At 38.4% G+C, this 16445-nt stretch carries 11 protein-coding genes, 1 pseudogene and 1 riboswitch; of the genes and pseudogenes, 11 read left to right on the top strand and 1 reads right to left on the bottom strand.

The window, feature by feature from the left end; genetic code table 11:
* Positions 1-122: 122 nt before the first annotated feature.
* The 7 genes from treC (at position 123) to HMPREF1514_RS04685 (ending at position 8569) form a co-directional block, all read left to right on the top strand.
* On the top strand, positions 123-1754 hold the full coding sequence (treC, locus tag HMPREF1514_RS04715; protein ID WP_037597638.1) for an alpha,alpha-phosphotrehalase: 1632 nt from the start codon (positions 123-125) through the stop codon (positions 1752-1754).
* A gap of 158 nt (positions 1755-1912) precedes the next feature.
* Positions 1913-4117: an endonuclease/exonuclease/phosphatase family protein gene (locus HMPREF1514_RS04710; RefSeq protein ID WP_037597630.1), complete on the top strand. Its 2205-nt coding sequence runs from the start codon at positions 1913-1915 to the stop codon at positions 4115-4117.
* Positions 4118-4283: 166 nt separating this feature from the next.
* Complete coding sequence (gene pflA, locus HMPREF1514_RS04705; RefSeq protein ID WP_037597629.1) at positions 4284-5081, top strand: pyruvate formate-lyase-activating protein; 798 nt, start codon at positions 4284-4286, stop codon at positions 5079-5081.
* A 143-nt stretch (positions 5082-5224) separates the two neighbouring features.
* On the top strand, positions 5225-6160 hold the full coding sequence (locus HMPREF1514_RS04700; RefSeq protein ID WP_037597626.1) for a manganese-dependent inorganic pyrophosphatase: 936 nt from the start codon (positions 5225-5227) through the stop codon (positions 6158-6160).
* A gap of 50 nt (positions 6161-6210) precedes the next feature.
* Positions 6211-6723, top strand: a complete 513-nt coding sequence (locus HMPREF1514_RS04695) for a YiiX/YebB-like N1pC/P60 family cysteine hydrolase (RefSeq protein WP_003070095.1) — start codon at positions 6211-6213, stop codon at positions 6721-6723.
* Entirely contained in the window at positions 6716-7414 is a 699-nt protein-coding gene (locus tag HMPREF1514_RS04690; protein WP_037597623.1) for a DUF1803 domain-containing protein, read from the top strand. The genes HMPREF1514_RS04695 and HMPREF1514_RS04690 overlap by 8 nt, the downstream gene beginning before the upstream one ends.
* Positions 7415-7810: 396 nt before the next feature.
* A complete protein-coding gene (locus HMPREF1514_RS04685) occupies positions 7811-8569 on the top strand; it encodes a CPBP family intramembrane glutamic endopeptidase (protein ID WP_037597621.1) in 759 nt (252 codons plus the stop codon).
* 119 nt (positions 8570-8688) lie between these two features.
* Here HMPREF1514_RS04685 and HMPREF1514_RS04680 read toward each other — a convergent pair whose 3' ends face one another.
* Entirely contained in the window at positions 8689-10134 is a 1446-nt protein-coding gene (locus HMPREF1514_RS04680; RefSeq protein WP_037597620.1) for a UDP-N-acetylmuramoyl-L-alanyl-D-glutamate--L-lysine ligase, read from the bottom strand.
* Positions 10135-10219: 85 nt separating this feature from the next.
* Between HMPREF1514_RS04680 and HMPREF1514_RS04675 the strand changes: the two genes are divergently transcribed.
* The 4 genes and pseudogenes from HMPREF1514_RS04675 (at position 10220) to mgtA (ending at position 16367) form a co-directional block, all read left to right on the top strand.
* The gene (locus tag HMPREF1514_RS04675; RefSeq protein ID WP_037597618.1) at positions 10220-11848 is read left to right on the top strand and encodes a putative polysaccharide biosynthesis protein; all 1629 of its coding nucleotides are present in this window, start codon (positions 10220-10222) and stop codon (positions 11846-11848) included.
* 171 nt (positions 11849-12019) lie between these two features.
* Positions 12020-12115: pseudogene (locus tag HMPREF1514_RS09475) on the top strand (PLP-dependent transferase); the annotation flags it as partial.
* A 1-nt stretch (position 12116) separates the two neighbouring features.
* On the top strand, positions 12117-13283 hold the full coding sequence (locus HMPREF1514_RS04670) for a MalY/PatB family protein (RefSeq protein WP_037597617.1): 1167 nt from the start codon (positions 12117-12119) through the stop codon (positions 13281-13283).
* Between the two features lie 68 nt (positions 13284-13351).
* A riboswitch (M-box (ykoK) riboswitch) is annotated at positions 13352-13504 on the top strand.
* 208 nt (positions 13505-13712) lie between these two features.
* Complete coding sequence (gene mgtA, locus HMPREF1514_RS04665) at positions 13713-16367, top strand: magnesium-translocating P-type ATPase (protein WP_037597615.1); 2655 nt, start codon at positions 13713-13715, stop codon at positions 16365-16367.
* Positions 16368-16445: the final 78 nt, after the last annotated feature.

Here is a 16445-nt window from a genome sequence, read left to right as displayed (position 1 = left end):
AATAAAATATTCTTCTCTGATAAGTATGAAGTTTGAAGAAATTCGTGATACAATATAAAACTATACAGGGGTGGGAGCGTAAGCCCCATCTCTTTCTTTTGTAAAATAGAAAAGGAAAACAAATGACATTCGATAAAAGAAAAGTAGTCTATCAGATCTATCCAAAATCTTATAAAGACACTACAGGAAATGGTATTGGAGATTTACAAGGGATCATTGAAAAAATTCCTTACCTTGCTAAGTTGGGGGTGGATATGGTTTGGCTCAATCCTTTCTATCCTAGTCCACAGCATGACAATGGATACGATATTTCTGATTATACTGCGGTAAATCCACTCTTTGGGAGTATGGACGACTTTGAAGAAATGATTCAAGTTGGAAAAGAATATGGTATCGAGTTTATGTTGGACATGGTGCTCAACCATTGTTCGACAGAGCATGAGTGGTTTCAAAAAGCCTTGGCTGGAGATAACTATTATCAGGATTTCTTTTTCCTACGTGATGAGCCGACAGACTGGTTGTCTAAGTTTGGCGGCAGCGCTTGGGCTCCTTTTGGAGACACGGGTAAGTATTACCTGCATCTTTACGATGTGACGCAGGCTGATCTCAATTGGCGCAATCCTCATGTTCGTGAGGAACTCTTTAAAGTTGTCAATTTTTGGCTAGGCAAGGGTGTGAAGGGGTTCCGTTTTGATGTTATTAACGTCATCGGGAAGGATGAAATATTAGAGAATTGTCCGGAGAATGACGGGAAGCCAGCCTATACTGATAGACCTATCGTACACGAGTATCTTCACATGTTGAATGAGGAGACTTTTGGAACGGATGAGACTATTATGACTGTTGGTGAAATGAGCGCGACGAATATTGAAAATTGTATTCTTTATACAGCTCCGGAACGCCACGAATTATCTATGGCTTTCAATTTTCACCATTTAAAAGTGGATTATGAAAATGGCAAGAAATGGACACTGAAGAATTTTGATTTCGAGGAATTAAAGCGTCTTTTCCATACATGGGGCAAGGAGATGAGCGATCATAATGGTTGGAGTGCTCTTTTCTGGAACAATCATGACCAGCCTCGCGCACTAAATCGTTTTGTAGATGTTAAGAATTTCCGCAATGAAGGTGCAACAATGTTGGCAGCGAGTATCCATTTATCTCGTGGAACACCTTACATTTATATGGGAGAAGAAATTGGTATGATTGACCCAGGCTATGATAGCATGGAAGATTATGCAGATGTCGAATCTTTCAACGCTTATCAAATGCTATTAAATGCTGGCAAAACACCAGAAGAAGCGTTTAAGATTATTCAGGTTAAGTCTCGTGACAATTCCCGAACTCCTATGCAGTGGGATGATTCAGAAAATGCTGGCTTTACAAGTGGAACACCTTGGTTAAAAGCAGCTAAATCCTACTCTGAAATCAATGTTAATAATGAAATTCAAGGTCCAATTTTTACTTTTTACCAAAAATTGATTGCTCTTCGTAAAAAATTGCCTCTTATAGCGGAGGGCAGCTACAAACCAGCTTATGAAGATAGTCAGCAAGTATATGCCTTCGAGCGTCAATTGGGTGATGAAAAACTGTTAGTGCTCAATAACTTCTACTCAGATCCGATTACAGTAGACGTGTTACCGGAGTACCAGAATGGTGAAGTCCTCCTTTCTAATTATGAGGTAGCTCAAATAGCAGCAGTTGTGGCCTTGAGACCTTATGAAAGTTTGGCAATTATTGTGAATAAGCGCTAGATACAGTAAGAAATTCCAAAATCGACTGAATCATTCAGCCGATTTTTAAAGCCTGAGAGAAAGCGCTTGCAATATTCTTCCGTTTTATTTATAATAGTTACGGTAGAAATACATCTCAAGGAAAGCTGATTTCCAATTTATGATGTAAAGGAGAATATATGAAAAAAACATCAAAACAATTACCTGTTTTGTTTGCGACAGCTATTTTGCTCGCTAGCACTGTTTTAAGTCCTCTTGCTCAGGCGAATGAGACAAGTTCTTCATCTTCGAGCTCAGAATCATCTGTAACGACTTCGAAATCTAGCTCAGTTGCTTCAACGACACAATCACAGCCATCAGAAGCAATTTCTGACAGTTCAACGAGCAATACGAATGAGCCAAGTAGTACAAGCGAAGAGACGCCTAAGACAGAAGCTGCAAGCGGTGAAGCCCATGTTACAACTTCTGAATTTACAACAGTGGTAAATATCGGTCAAATACAAGGGGAAGCCCATGAATCACCTTATAATGGGAAGAAAGTCAAGGTTTCAAATGTTGTTGTAACAAAGACAGATCGGTATGGCTTTTATGTACAAGATCTCAAAGCCGATGGCAATACTAAGACCTCAGATGCTATTTATGTCGTCTCAAAAGAAAAGGTTGCAGTTGGCGATCAGTTGACGATTGAAGGTCAAATCAAAGAAGGTTATATGGAAGAACTCAGTGTTCGTCCTGGACAAACTTTCCGTAAACCAACTGACAGCTTAACTGTAACACAATTGTTTGCTTCTAAGGTAACGAAAAACGGTACAGCCGCACTACCAGAACCAGTTAATATTTCAGATCGTATGCCAAAAGATATCGTGGATAATACTCCGACTACTTATGATCCAGAACATGATGCATTGGATTATTGGGAAAGTCTGGAGGGTATGTTGACAACAGTGAAAAAACCTCGTGTGCTTGGCCCACAATATCGAGGAGATATTTATCTCTTGCCGAATGGTTATCAAGCGCTGCCGCTCAATAATATCGGTGGTGTCAACCTTCGCCCTAATGTCCAAAATACAGCAACTATCCCCGTTTATGTTGGGAATAAATATATTGCAAAAGCTAAAGATTACTTTAATGAAGATGTTTCTGGTGTTGTAACTTATCGCAGCAAGGTTTATAAGTTGGAGCCAACGAAGTTGCCAGATCTGCAAGATGGCGGTCTACAAAGAGAGGTTTCTAAGATTTATCCAAGTGAAGATAAATTGACTATTGCTTCTTATAATATTGAAAACTTCTCAGCAAACAATGCAGCAGGTGAGACGCCTGATGCAAAAGTAGACAAAATTGCTAAATCTTTTATCAACGAAATTCACAGTCCAGATATTATTACCCTTATAGAAGTTCAAGACAATAATGGAAGCGTTAATGATGGTACTGTCAGCGGTGTGCAAAGCGGTGAAAAACTGGCTGCTAAAATTAAACAATTAGGTGGCAAAGAATACAAATATACCGAAGTCGCCCCTGTTGATGGAGCAGATGGTGGAAAGCCGGGCTCCAATATTCGTGTGGCTTACTTGTATAATCCTCAACGAGTGAAGCTAGTTGAGCGTGAAGCAGGAAGTAGCACAGAAGCAGCTGCCTTCAAAGATGGGCATTTGGTGAAAAATCCTGCAAGGATCGATCCAACCAATCCAACCTTTACGAAAGTTCGAAAATCTTTAGCAGCAGAGTTTGAATTTAAGGGCGAGCATATTGTCGTGATTGCCAATCATTTAAAATCCAAACTCGGTGATGATGCAGTATATGGTTCTAAACAACCAGCAGTGCAAAATACATTAGCACAGCGGATTGAGCAAGGGAAGCTGTTGAACGCTTTTGTCAAAGAAGGTTTAAAGCAAAATCCAAATTTGAAGTTTGTCTTGACTGGTGACTTTAATGACTTTGAATTTTCAGAAACTGCCAAAGCAGTGGCTGGTAATGAATTAGTCAATATGATGCTGAATCACGACGCAGCAGATCGCTATTCTTATTTTTACCGTGGTAGCAATCAAAGTTTAGACAATATCTTTGTTTCAAAAAATATTGCTGATAAAACAGTGTTCTCACCAGTTCACATTAATGCTTCTTTCATGGAAGAACACGGTCGGGCATCAGACCATGATCCCGTCATTGCACAGCTTGACTTTAGTCAGAAGAAAGATGACACGACGCCGACTCAACCAACTGAGCCAAAATCTTCTGATGACAGCACAACTCCACCAAATAGAGATGATAAACCAACTAAAAAGAGAATTTTACCATCTACAGGAACAACAGGTGCTGAAGTAGCTGTTGTAGGGCTTGTCATCCTAAGTGCAACCCTCCTTTGGCGAAAGAAAGTGACGGATTAAAAGACATAGATAAACGAGAGAGTTTTAAGATTCTCTCGTTTTTTTGAAAAATATTGAAAATGAAACTGAAAAACAGATTATTTTCTAAAAAATAGACAAATTGTCCCTCTATCTAGAAAAGAAGTGTTATAATAGTATTATAAAACGTTTTCAAGAGGATAAGACGATGGAAAAAGAAGTCATTGATTATGGAAAAGTAACAGGTATGGTCCATTCGACTGAAAGTTTTGGAGCTGTTGATGGGCCTGGTATCCGTTTCATTGTCTTTTTACAGGGTTGTAAAATGCGTTGCCAATATTGCCACAATCCAGATACATGGGCAATGGAAACCAATAATTCAAGAGAGCGAACGGTTGAAGACGTTTTGCAAGAAGCGCTTCGTTATCGTGGCTTTTGGGGTAAAAAAGGTGGGATTACAGTAAGTGGTGGTGAAGCTCTTTTGCAGATTAATTTTGTGACTGCACTTTTTACCAAAGCTAAAGAATTGGGAATTCATTGCACTTTAGATACTTGTGCGATGCCGTTCCGCAATACACCAGAGTATCTCAAAGTTTTTGATCGCCTGCTTGAAGTGACAGATTTAGTGTTGCTGGATATTAAAGAAATCAATGATGCCCAGCATAAATTTGTGACAGGGCACACCAATAAGAATATTTTGGAATGTGCAAAATATCTGTCTGATAAAGGTGTTCCAATGTGGATTCGCCATGTTTTGGTTCCAACGTTAACAGACCGTGATGACGACTTAAAAGAATTAGGTGAGTTTGTCAAAACGTTAAAAACAGTTGATAAATTTGAAGTGCTACCTTATCATACAATGGGAGAATTTAAATGGCGTGAATTGGGCATTCCTTATCCATTAGAAGGTATAAAGCCGCCAACTGCTGATCGAGTAGCAAATGCCAAAGAACTTATGAAAACAGAATCTTATACCGAGTATATGAACCGCATACATAATAGTTAATAAAAGCAGGAAGTGAGATTTTGATCAGCACTCAAAAAGTTAGACAGGAAAACTAACGATTGGGTGCTTTTCTATTCCTCTCTTTGTGAAAATCTTAAAATTGTGCTAAAATAAAGTATATAAAAAGTTTACGAGGTACGATCATGTCTAAAATTTTAGTTTTCGGTCATCAAAATCCAGATTCAGATGCGATTGGCTCAGCTGTGGCCTTTGCTTATCTTGCGCGTGAAGCTTATGGCTTGGATACAGAAGCGGTTGCTTTGGGAGAACCAAATGAAGAAACAGCTTTTGTTTTGGATTATTTTGGAGTAACGGCACCGCGTGTGGTGACATCTGCCAAAGCAGAAGGAGTTGAGCAAGTCATTTTAACAGACCATAATGAATTTCAACAATCTATTTCTGACATTGCAGAAGTAGAAGTCTATGGCGTTGTGGATCACCATCGTGTGGCAAATTTTGAAACAGCCAGCCCACTTTATATGCGTTTGGAGCCTGTCGGTTCAGCTTCTTCTATCGTTTATCGCATGTTTAAAGAATCTGGTGTAGCTGTACCAAAAGAACTCGCAGGTTTGATGCTCTCAGGTTTGATTTCAGACACGCTTCTTCTGAAATCACCAACCACTCATCCGAGTGATAAAGTGATTGCACCTGAGTTGGCAGAGCTTGCAGGAGTTGATTTGGAAGAATACGGTTTGGCTATGCTTAAAGCTGGAACCAACTTAGCTAGCAAAACAGCCGAGGAATTGATTGATATTGATGCTAAAACATTTGAATTAAACGGAAACCAAGTTCGTGTAGCACAAGTCAACACAGTTGATATTGCAGAAGTCTTAGAACGTCAAGCTGAATTGGAAGCAGCTATTGAAAAAACAAATGCGGCTAATGGTTATTCTGACTTCGTTTTGATGATTACCGATATTATCAATTCTAACTCAGAAATCCTTGCACTTGGAGGCAATATGGATAAAGTGGAAGCAGCTTTCCATTTCACACTTGAAAATAATCATGCTTTCCTTGCTGGTGCGGTTTCTCGTAAAAAACAAGTTGTACCACAATTGACTGAAAGTTTTAATGGATAAAAATTTGGAAGAAAAAGGAGTTTCGGCTCCTTTTTTGATACAATAGTTCTATGAAGATTCAAGATTTACAAAATGGAGATTTAATTTTTGTATCCAGTCAATCTGATATAGCAGAGGCCATTCAGCGATCAACTGGTTGGTATAACCATGTGGCAATCTTCTTTGCTGGTTGGATTTACCATGCGACAAGCAAGCGCGGTGTCATTAAAGAACCGATAGATCAATTTTTACAGGTTGATGAATGTTATGCTGTTTATGCTTGTTCTGACATAGATGTAAAAGCTGTCTGGAAAAGAGCAGAGCAACACCTTTATAAACCTTATAATAATAGCTTTTATCCAGATACGACAGGCTTTTATTGTTCTGAATATATTGCAGAAATCCTCCCCATTTTTGAAACCATTCCTATGCAGTTCGGTGATGAAAAAGAGGAAATAGCTCCTTTTTGGCAGCAGTATTACAAAGAGTTAGGTTTAGCAGTTCCTCTTCATCAGCCAGGAACCAATCCTAGCCAATTGGCTCAATCCGAAAAATTAGTTTATAAAGGAAGATTAGATGATTAAAGTAATCAATCCCAGTCGTTTAACACGTCAGCCTTTTTTTCATGAATTGATAAATTATTTAGACCGACATGATGATGTTACTTTGCGAGAGATAAAGTGCGAATTTGCAAACTTTTCCAATATTGATCGCTCTATAGAGGACTATATCAAGGCAGGCTATGTGGTTCGAGCAAACAAACGGTATCAACAAACCCTTCCTCTACTGCAAAATGTGACGGATTTGTCTTTGGATCAGGAAGTATTTGTACGAGATGACAGTTCTCTTTATAAAGAATTGCGGAATGTGCGCTTTAAGACACGCTTGACCAATCAGACCAACCAGGCTATTTTAGTGGAAACAACAGATTTTCTCAGAGAGCAGCTGACACTTTCCAATTATTTTTATAAGCTAAAGCAACAATATCCATTGAATAATCAGCAACAAAAGCTTTATAAGTTGATAGGAGATGTTAATCCGGAGTATGCTCTAAAATATATGACAACTTTTCTGCTAAAGTATGGTCGTAAAACTGAGCTGATGCAAAAACGGCACGATATTTTTGTAGATGCTCTAGTGATTTTAGGCTATATCGTACCTAACGAATCAGGAAACTATGAGTTGAAACTGGATTTTGATAAAGAAACCTTAACCTTTCGTGTACAAAAGTCTGTAGACTTTTACAATAAACATCATAGAATAATAAAATTTTGAGATTTTTTGATAGATTTATAGGTACAATGGTTATGGTTGGTATGAGGCTGGGATGAAAGTCTCTAGCTTCAAAGGATACGGTGCAATAAATCAACGATGCAGTAGCTGATTGCTCCAATAGTCCACTGGACTATTGGAGGTTGAAAAGAACCCTTCCATGAAGATGTGTCAAAAACACGGCTTTGAATTGGCGGATAGGGGAGTAAAGCAAGTTTCAAGGTTTGTTCGCTTTTCAAGCTCGGAAGAGTACTTTTGATGAAAATTTCGTTTTCCGCACTCGCCACCTCAACAGGCTCCCAGACTGTTGAGCAACCTTTCGGAGTGAGACTATAAACTAAAGATTTTTAGTTTTGAGTTCCGTCCCTCTCCCATTTCGTTTTATGAAAGGAATATATCGTGAATCTTTTAGCAAGAATTTGTCCCACTCAATCCCTGAAGTATCTGAAATGGTTTGATATTGTCATCGTGACGGTCTTGCTATTTGGGCGATTTATCTATCGTTCAACAGAACTTTATCTTGCTAGCTTGTCTCCGTCCACTACAACAGCAGTAGCAGATGCAACTAGTAAAACAGCAAATGATGGAGCCGCTTATTCTAGTAACTTAGAATTACAACTTCTCATGTTAGCTTTGACGATAGCCTACTTAATACTTCGTCGGTTTGATTTTAGACAGTTGCCGATTCGTCTATCGTGGTCTGTACTCTTTTGGGTTCCATTTATTTTTGCAGTTATGGGGATTCTAGCAGATACCGTGACGACCCTTAGCGGAGAATATAACTATTTTGATCCCCAGTTATGGAAATACATTGATCTATTAGAAATTTTCCGTAAGTTTACCGATTTGACACCGATGATGATTCTCTATGCTTTGCTAAATGGCTTTTATGAAGAATTTTTCTTCTTAGGCTTATTAACTTCGGTAAAAGAAAAATATAAATGGTGGGTTCTTCTTTATTCGATGATTATTCGTGTTTCTTTCCACACTTATCATGGAATGCTCTGGGCACTGACGATCGGTGTTGGTTTTGGACTTCTCTATTATTGCCTTTACAAATATAAGGTTAAAAATCTCTTACCTTTCTTCCTCGCGCATGCTCTTGCGGATATCTATGGTTCAAGTCTAATGTATGTTTTGATTAGTTGGAGAAAGTAAAATCATAAGGCAAGATTCTGATTTCTAAAAAATGATGCTTATTTTACTTTACTAATATAAAGTTGTTGTTTTTTCAATAATTAAAGGTCGAAGACTGTTATCTCGACCTTTATTCAATTCTATAAATACCTTTCCGCAATCGCGTAATCGCCTAGATAGTCTGTTTTTTCTCCATTTATGATTTGGTAACAATCAGCACCTTTACCAGCTAGAATAACAGCATCGCCTTCTTTGTTTGTTAAGCTAAGAGCTTTTTTGATAGCTTCTTTGCGGTCTGCAATCGTGTAAACGTCAAAAGAAATGTAGCTGGCAATTTCTTTAGCAATGGCAATCGGATCTTCGTAGTTAGGGTCATCTGCTGTCAAGATAACTATCAATTCTGGATGGCGATTGAGTAGTTGTCCAAAATCTTTGCGACGACTTTCTCCTTTATTTCCGGTTGCACCAAGTACTAAAACAATTTTGCCTTTTTGGTGTTCTTGAACGACAGATAGGAGATTAGCCAGACTGACACCATTGTGCGCATAATCAACAAAAACTTTTGCACCGTTGTTTTGAGTTAGCACTTCCATGCGCCCAGGTACGCGTGTGTTTGCAATTCCCTTCTTGATGTCCGCAATGGAAGCACCCAAGCGGAGACAGGCAAGGCTAGCAGCAAGCACATTTTCTTGGTTGAAACGACCAATCAGCTGAATGTCAAATTTCTCTGCTAACTTTCCGCTTGTTTCAAAAGAAAATGCTTGCGAATGATGAATTTGATTGTCGGAATATTGTCCATAGAAATCATGTTCTATAGATGCAACTTGCTCAGCCACCACTTGGAAATAATCCATTTCGCTATTAACGACAACAGCTCGGCTATTTTCCATGAGGAGTCGCTTATGATAAAAATAATCTTCAAATGTCGGATGTTCAATTGGTCCGATATGATCAGGGCTGATATTAAGGAAAACACCAACGTCAAAGGTTAAACCGTAAACTCGCTTTTTTAAATAAGCCTGACTGGAAACTTCCATAATCAGATGAGTTCGGCCATTTTCAACCGCTGTTGCCATCATTTTGAACAAATCTAAGCTTTCCGGTGTTGTCAAAGTAGACTTGAAGAAGTGCTCTCCGTCGAGCGTCGTGTTCATAGTAGACAACAAAGCAGGCTGATGACTTTGTTGGAGAATGTGATAGGCAAAATAAGCCGAAGTTGTCTTTCCTTTGGTTCCTGTAAATGCGAGCAGTTTGAGTTTGTCTTGCGGATTTCCATAAAATTCCATGGCAAGAAGACTCATGGCTTGTTTGACATCATTGACTAGAATCACTGGGATAGTTACTTCAAAATCCGTCTCACTGACATAGAACCGTAAGCCTGATTCAACCGCTTTTCCCAAAAATTCTTTTTTAAAATTGTCACCTTTGACAAAGAAAAGAGTTGAAGCAGTCACATCGCGGCTGTCATAGCTGATGTTATCAAATGTGACATCAGTAATGTTATAATAGTATTCACCTTTATCAATGATTTCGCGGAAATTGTGATCATTTTTTAAAATTTTTAATGCGTTCTCAATTGTTATCATATTTCTATTGTAAACTTAATGGCGAGGTTTTACAAGCGGAAAGGAAAAGTTTATAATAAGATAAGACTACTTTTAGAGGTTATGTATGGATCAACAAACAACAACTCAACAAAAACAAATGCTTCTAGGGACAGCTTGGTTGACAGCAAGTAACTTTATCAGCCGTTTTTTAGGGGCGATTTATATCATTCCTTGGTATATCTGGATGGGCAAACATGGTGCAGAAGCTAATGGCTTGTTTACGATGGGCTATAATATTTATGCTTGGTTTCTTCTGATTTCCACAGCAGGCGTACCTGTTGCGGTCGCTAAGCAAGTTGCGAAATACAACACAATGGATCAAAAGGATCATAGTTTTACCCTCATTCGTGAATTTTTGAAATTTATGCTCTTGTTGGGAGCCATTTTTGCAGTGGTGATGTATCTCTTATCACCTTTCTTTGCGCATGTATCAGGCGTTGGGAAAGAACTCATTCCTGTCATGCAAAGCCTATCTTGGGCTGTACTGGTCTTTCCAGCTATGAGTGTTATCCGTGGCTTTTTTCAGGGATTTAACAATTTAAAACCATATGCAATCAGTCAAATTGCTGAGCAGGTGATTCGTGTTATTTGGATGCTTTTGACAACATTCTTTATTATGAAATTGGGTTCTAAAGACTATGCTGCTGCAGTTACACAATCAACATTTGCTGCTTTTATTGGCATGTTTGCCAGTATGGCGGTTTTGGTTTATTTCCTCTGGAAAGCGAATTTGCTGTCATCCATTCTGCATAAGCCAGTGTCAAGCACCAACATTAACAGTCGTGCTCTTTTAGTGGATACGATTCGGGAAGCTATTCCGTTTATTATCACTGGTTCTGCCATTCAGCTTTTCCAGATTATTGACCAAGTAACTTTTATCAATGTTATGAAATGGTTTACGAACTATACGAATTCTCAGTTGGTGGTTATGTTTAGCTATTTCTCTGCTAATCCCAATAAAATTACGATGATTTTGATTGCGGTAGCGACTTCTATCGGGGGTGTAGGAATTCCACTGCTAACAGAAAACTATGTCAAAGGTGATTTGAGGTCTGCAGCACGTCTTGTTCAAGATAACTTAAGTATGTTACTGTTATTTCTCTTACCAGCAACAATTGGCTCTGTCTTAGTGGCGCGTCCATTATACACAATTTTTTATGGGCGACCAGATAGTTTAGCTTTAGGTTTGTTCATTTTTGCTATGTTACAGACAATTATTTTGGGCATTTATACTGTCTTGTCGCCAATGATTCAAGCGCTTTTCCAAAATCGCAAAGCTATTATCTATTTTGGCTATGGAGTTCTTGTTAAGCTTATTTTGCAAATTCCATTTATTTATTTATTCAGAGCTTATGGTCCGCTTCTTGCAACGACAGTCGGACTGATTGTTCCAATTGTTTTGATGTACCAACACATTCGCCAAGTAACAGGACTCAATCAAAGAATTCTCGTTAAACGGAGTTTATTGATAGGGATTTTAACTGCTATCATGTCTCTTTTAATTGCCATTGTGGAAGTGGTACTGGGAGTTGTCTTTCATCCAAATGGACGCATTTCTAGCATGCTTTATTTAATTATGATTGGTGGTCTGGGAATGATCATTTATGGAGCAATGGTTTTGAGGGTTCGCTTGTTAGACCGATTTATTGGTGAAAAAGCTCAAGTTTTACGTCAAAAATTTCATATTCATTAAAAAGTCGTAAGGCTTTTTAATGTTGTAGAAAATTTATAAAAATTAAGCTATAATAAAAATAGCTATTCTTGCAATAAAAGTTTATAAATGATGAATCCTTCAATAAAAATTATAGAGCAGCTTTTTTGAGAGGATATTTAATGTTAGGCTATTCTAGCGAAGATATCAAGATGCTATGGTTTAACAGATGATTTTTTCCGATTGTCCATTGGGATTGAGGATAGCCAAGATTTGATAACAGATTTAACATTTGCTTTGGAGGTATAATATGAGCAAATACAATTTTCAAACAGCACCGAATCGCTTGTCTCACCACACTTATAAATGGAAAGAAACAGAGACTGATCCTCAATTGCTACCAGCATGGATTGCAGATATGGACTTTGAAGTCATGCCAGAAGTGAAAAATGCGATTCACGACTATGCAGAACAGTTAGTTTATGGCTATACGTATGCGAGTGATGAGTTGCTCCAAGCGGTGTTGGATTGGGGAAAAAGCGAACATCAGTATTCGTTTGATAAGGATTCTATTGTTTTTGTGGAAGGTGTTGTGCCAGCCATTTCTATTGCAATTCAAGCCTTTACCAAAGAAGGAGAAGCGGTCCTAATCAATTCTCCTGTCTATCCACCCTTTGCTCGTAGTGTCCAGTTAAATAATCGAAACTTAGTATCCAATTCTCTAAAAGAAGAACATGGTCTGTTTCAAATTGATTTTGAACAATTGGAAAAAGATATTGTCGAAAATGATGTGAAACTCTATCTTCTTTGTAACCCGCACAATCCCGGAGGACGTGTCTGGGAAAAAGAAGTTCTAGAAAGAGTAGGTCAGCTTTGTCAAAAGCACCATGTTATTTTAGTATCAGATGAAATTCATCAAGATTTGACTTTATTTGGTCATCAACATGTTTCCTTTAATACTGTTTCACCGGATTTTAAAGACTTTGCTCTGGTACTTTCTAGTGCTACCAAGACTTTTAATATTGCAGGCACCAAAAATTCCTATGCCATTATTGAAAATCCTACGCTATGTGCACAGTTTAAACACCAGCAACTTGTTAATAACCACCATGAGGTGTCAAGTTTAGGGTACATTGCGACAGAAACGGCCTATCGTTATGGCAAACCTTGGTTAGTGGCACTAAAAGCTGTTTTAGAAGAAAATATTCAATTTGCAGTGGAGTATTTTGCCAAAGAGGCTCCGCGTTTAAAGGTTATGAAACCACAAGGGACCTATCTGATTTGGCTTGATTTCAGTGACTATGGTTTGACAGATGATGAACTTTTTGCTTTGTTGCATGACCAAGCAAAAGTCATTCTCAATCGAGGAAGTGATTATGGAAGTGAGGGTGAGCTGCATGCGAGACTAAATATTGCAGCGCCTAAGTCTTTGGTAGAAGAGATTTGTAAGAGAATCGTGCGTTGCTTGCCCAAATAAAATAAAAAGAAATGTTCGAAAACAGTCACTTTTGGTTGACAATCATTCTTAAGTGGAGTATAGTTAGTATGAAAAATCGGTAGGTGAGGCTACCATAGGGATACGGATGGCTACCGCAAAGTAGTGGAGACACTATGCGCTGGTTAGCAGTTGAGATCGCTAAGGTTTTGACTAATGTCATTTCATTGCCCTACGGAGTTAAAGCTTGAACGGTAACACAAGACATACAGTCCTGCCATGTTTTTCATGGTAGGATTTTATTGTTTTGAGCTGATTTTTTAAAGAAAAAATGCAAGGGAAAGGAGTGAGGAATATGAAAATAGACGATCATCCGGGACCGCAGAAACTCAGTCAATTGCTGATGTTGCGTATTCCTCATGAGTATATGTATATAAGTGATTGACTCCTTAAAAATAAAGGAGATTTCCTATGAAAACAGCAAAAGAAAGATTAACAGATGCTCTTCGTATGTCTGTAGTGGATACGATGACATTTTTCAACACATCTAGATTGGGTTTGACAGAGGAGCAAGTAGAAGAAAATCGTGATCTATACGGTGAAAATGAATTGACCAAAGGGCAAGAAGATTCAATTGTTAAAAAAATTTATGAGTCTATTATCAACCCGTTTACCGTTATTCTTTTACTCATCGCATTGGTGTCTTTGGTTACCAATGTTTGGCTGGCAAAGCCAGGGCAAGAAGATCCGACAACGTTTATCATTATTGTTGTCCTTGTCTTGCTGTCTGGTAGTATTCGCTTTGTGCAAGAATTGCGGAGTGACAAAGCTGCCAGCAATCTTTCACGTATGATTGTCAATACAGTGACAGTTGTTCGTGAGGGAAAAGAGCAAGAAATTCCGATTACAGAATTAGTGGTGGGAGATATTATCCGCTTGAGTGCAGGAGACATGTTGCCAGCAGATGTGCTAATTTTGGATTCGCGCGACTTCTTCGTACAACAGTCAGGTTTGACAGGTGAAAGTGACGCTGTTGAAAAAATGGCACTGGATAAATGTGATATCAAAGATACAGGGAGTTTACTTGAATCTGACTCACTTGCCTTTATGGGAACCAATGTAATCTCTGGTCGTGCTAGCGCGCTTGTGCTTGTTGTTGGCGACGACACAAAAATGGGAGCTATTGAGCAAACGCTTAACACTTATGATGAACCAACTTCATTTGAACGAGAAATGAACAGTATTTCATGGTTGTTGATTCGCCTTATGTTGGTACTCGTACCTATTGTCTTTTTTATCAATGGTCTGACAGATGGGGATTGGCTAGAAGCTGGGGTATTTGCATTAAGTGTCGGTGTCGGTTTGACGCCAGAAATGCTTCCTATGGTCATCACAGCAAGCTTAGCGAAGGGTTCAATTCTTATGGCAAAAGAAAAAGTTGTCATCAAGAAACTCAATGCCATTCAAGATTTAGGAGCAATTGATATTCTTTGTACGGATAAGACAGGGACATTGACACAAGATGAGATTGTCTTGGAGTATCCACTTGATATTCATGGAGATCTTGATTTGGCAGTGCTTCGTCGGGCTTACTTAAATTCTTATTATCAAACAGGGTTAAAAAACCTGATGGATCGTGCTATTATCAATCGGACAGAAAAAGAAGCTGAAAAACACGAAATCGTTCGCAATTTAGACCAAACTTTTAAGAAAATTGATGAATTACCTTTTGATTTTGAACGTCGCCGCATGAGTGTGCTGGTTCGAGATGATGAGAATGTCGTTAGCATGGTGACAAAAGGTGCTTTAGAAGAAATGCTGGCCATTTCAAATTATGTCGAAGACAAGGGGAAAATCCTTCCTTTGACAGAAGAAATCCGTCAAGAAATTTTAACAGAGGTCGCACAGTTAAATGAGCAGGGTCTGCGTGTGCTGGGAGTCAGTTATCGTTCGGACTTGGATGCTGATTATGAATACACGGTCAAAGATGAGTCTGACATGATTCTGACAGGTTATCTTGCTTTTCTCGATCCACCAAAACCGTCAGCAGCCCCTGCTATTAAAGCATTAACCGAGTATGGCGTAGCTACCAAAATTTTAACAGGTGACAATGAAAAAGTTACAGAAGCAGTTTGTGAGAAGGTTGGCTTAGATGCAAAGAACATCTTGCTAGGCTCTATGATTGAAACGATGTCGGATGAAGAATTGATCAGAGTTGTTGAAACCACAACTGTTTTTGCTAAATTATCGCCTGACCAAAAGGCGCGCATCATTTTACAACTGAAAGCAAACGGGCACAAGGTTGGTTATATGGGTGATGGAATCAATGATGCTCCTTCTATGAAAGTAGCTGATGTAGGTATTTCAGTTGATACAGCTGTTGATATTGCGAAAGAAACAGCTGATGTTATTCTGTTAGATAAAGACTTATTGGTGCTTGAAAAAGGCTTGGTGGAAGGTCGCAAAGTCTATGCCAACATGACCAAGTACATCAAGATGACAGTGAGTTCCAACTTCGGAAATATCTTTTCTTTGCTAATCTCAAGTATTTTCTTACCATTTTTGCCTATGGCACCGATTCATTTGATTGTGTTGAATTTGGTCTATGATATTTCTTGTATCGCTTTACCATTTGACAATGTAGACCGTGAATTTTTGCAAAAGCCTCGCATTTGGAGTGCAAAATCCATTACTCGTTTCATGGCCTGGATTGGTCCAATTAGTTCTATTTTTGACTGTACAACCTTTTTAATTTTGTTCTTTATCATTGCACCAATGATAACAGGGTCTGTTTATCATCATGGTATGTCTAGTAATTTCATTACGATTTTCCAAACAGGTTGGTTTATTGAGTCCATGTGGACGCAAACGATGGTTATCTATATGTTGCGCTCACCCAAGTTACCATTTATTCAAAGTAGACCAGCTTTATCCGTAGTCATGACCACTCTAGCGGCAGTCTTCTTTGTGACTTTATTGCCCTACGGTCCTTTTGCAGCTCTTTTAAAAGTCACTCCATTAAATGGGATGTATTTCCTATTCCTAATCCTCATTATGGTATTGTATATGGCAAGTGTTACATTTGTGAAGCATTTATATATAAAAAAATACCACGAATGGTTATAAGGACTTGGTAATCTTTGAAAAGGCTTGTTTATTATAAGCCTTTTTTATGTTTTTTTGTTATAATAAGAAGAATAAATT

It is taken from the genome of Streptococcus sp. AS20, from assembly GCF_000524255.1.
Lineage (GTDB): Bacteria > Bacillota > Bacilli > Lactobacillales > Streptococcaceae > Streptococcus > Streptococcus constellatus.
This window is presented reverse-complemented; position numbering and strand designations above follow the sequence as displayed.

Bases quoted from the DNA above. Each gene is read 5' to 3' on its own strand.
- mgtA (WP_037597615.1), top strand. From the start codon at position 13,713: ATGAAAACAGCAAAAGAAAGATTAACAGATGCTCTTCGTATGTCTGTA.
- HMPREF1514_RS04695 (WP_003070095.1), top strand. From the start codon at position 6,211: ATGAAGATTCAAGATTTACAAAATGGAGATTTAATTTTTGTATCCAGT.
- HMPREF1514_RS04700 (WP_037597626.1), top strand. From the start codon at position 5,225: ATGTCTAAAATTTTAGTTTTCGGTCATCAAAATCCAGATTCAGATGCG.
- HMPREF1514_RS04675 (WP_037597618.1), top strand. From the start codon at position 10,220: ATGGATCAACAAACAACAACTCAACAAAAACAAATGCTTCTAGGGACA.
- HMPREF1514_RS04710 (WP_037597630.1), top strand. From the start codon at position 1,913: ATGAAAAAAACATCAAAACAATTACCTGTTTTGTTTGCGACAGCTATT.
- pflA (WP_037597629.1), top strand. From the start codon at position 4,284: ATGGAAAAAGAAGTCATTGATTATGGAAAAGTAACAGGTATGGTCCAT.
- HMPREF1514_RS04670 (WP_037597617.1), top strand. From the start codon at position 12,117: ATGAGCAAATACAATTTTCAAACAGCACCGAATCGCTTGTCTCACCAC.
- treC (WP_037597638.1), top strand. From the start codon at position 123: ATGACATTCGATAAAAGAAAAGTAGTCTATCAGATCTATCCAAAATCT.
- HMPREF1514_RS04680 (WP_037597620.1), bottom strand. From the start codon at position 10,134: ATGATAACAATTGAGAACGCATTAAAAATTTTAAAAAATGATCACAAT.
- HMPREF1514_RS04690 (WP_037597623.1), top strand. From the start codon at position 6,716: ATGATTAAAGTAATCAATCCCAGTCGTTTAACACGTCAGCCTTTTTTT.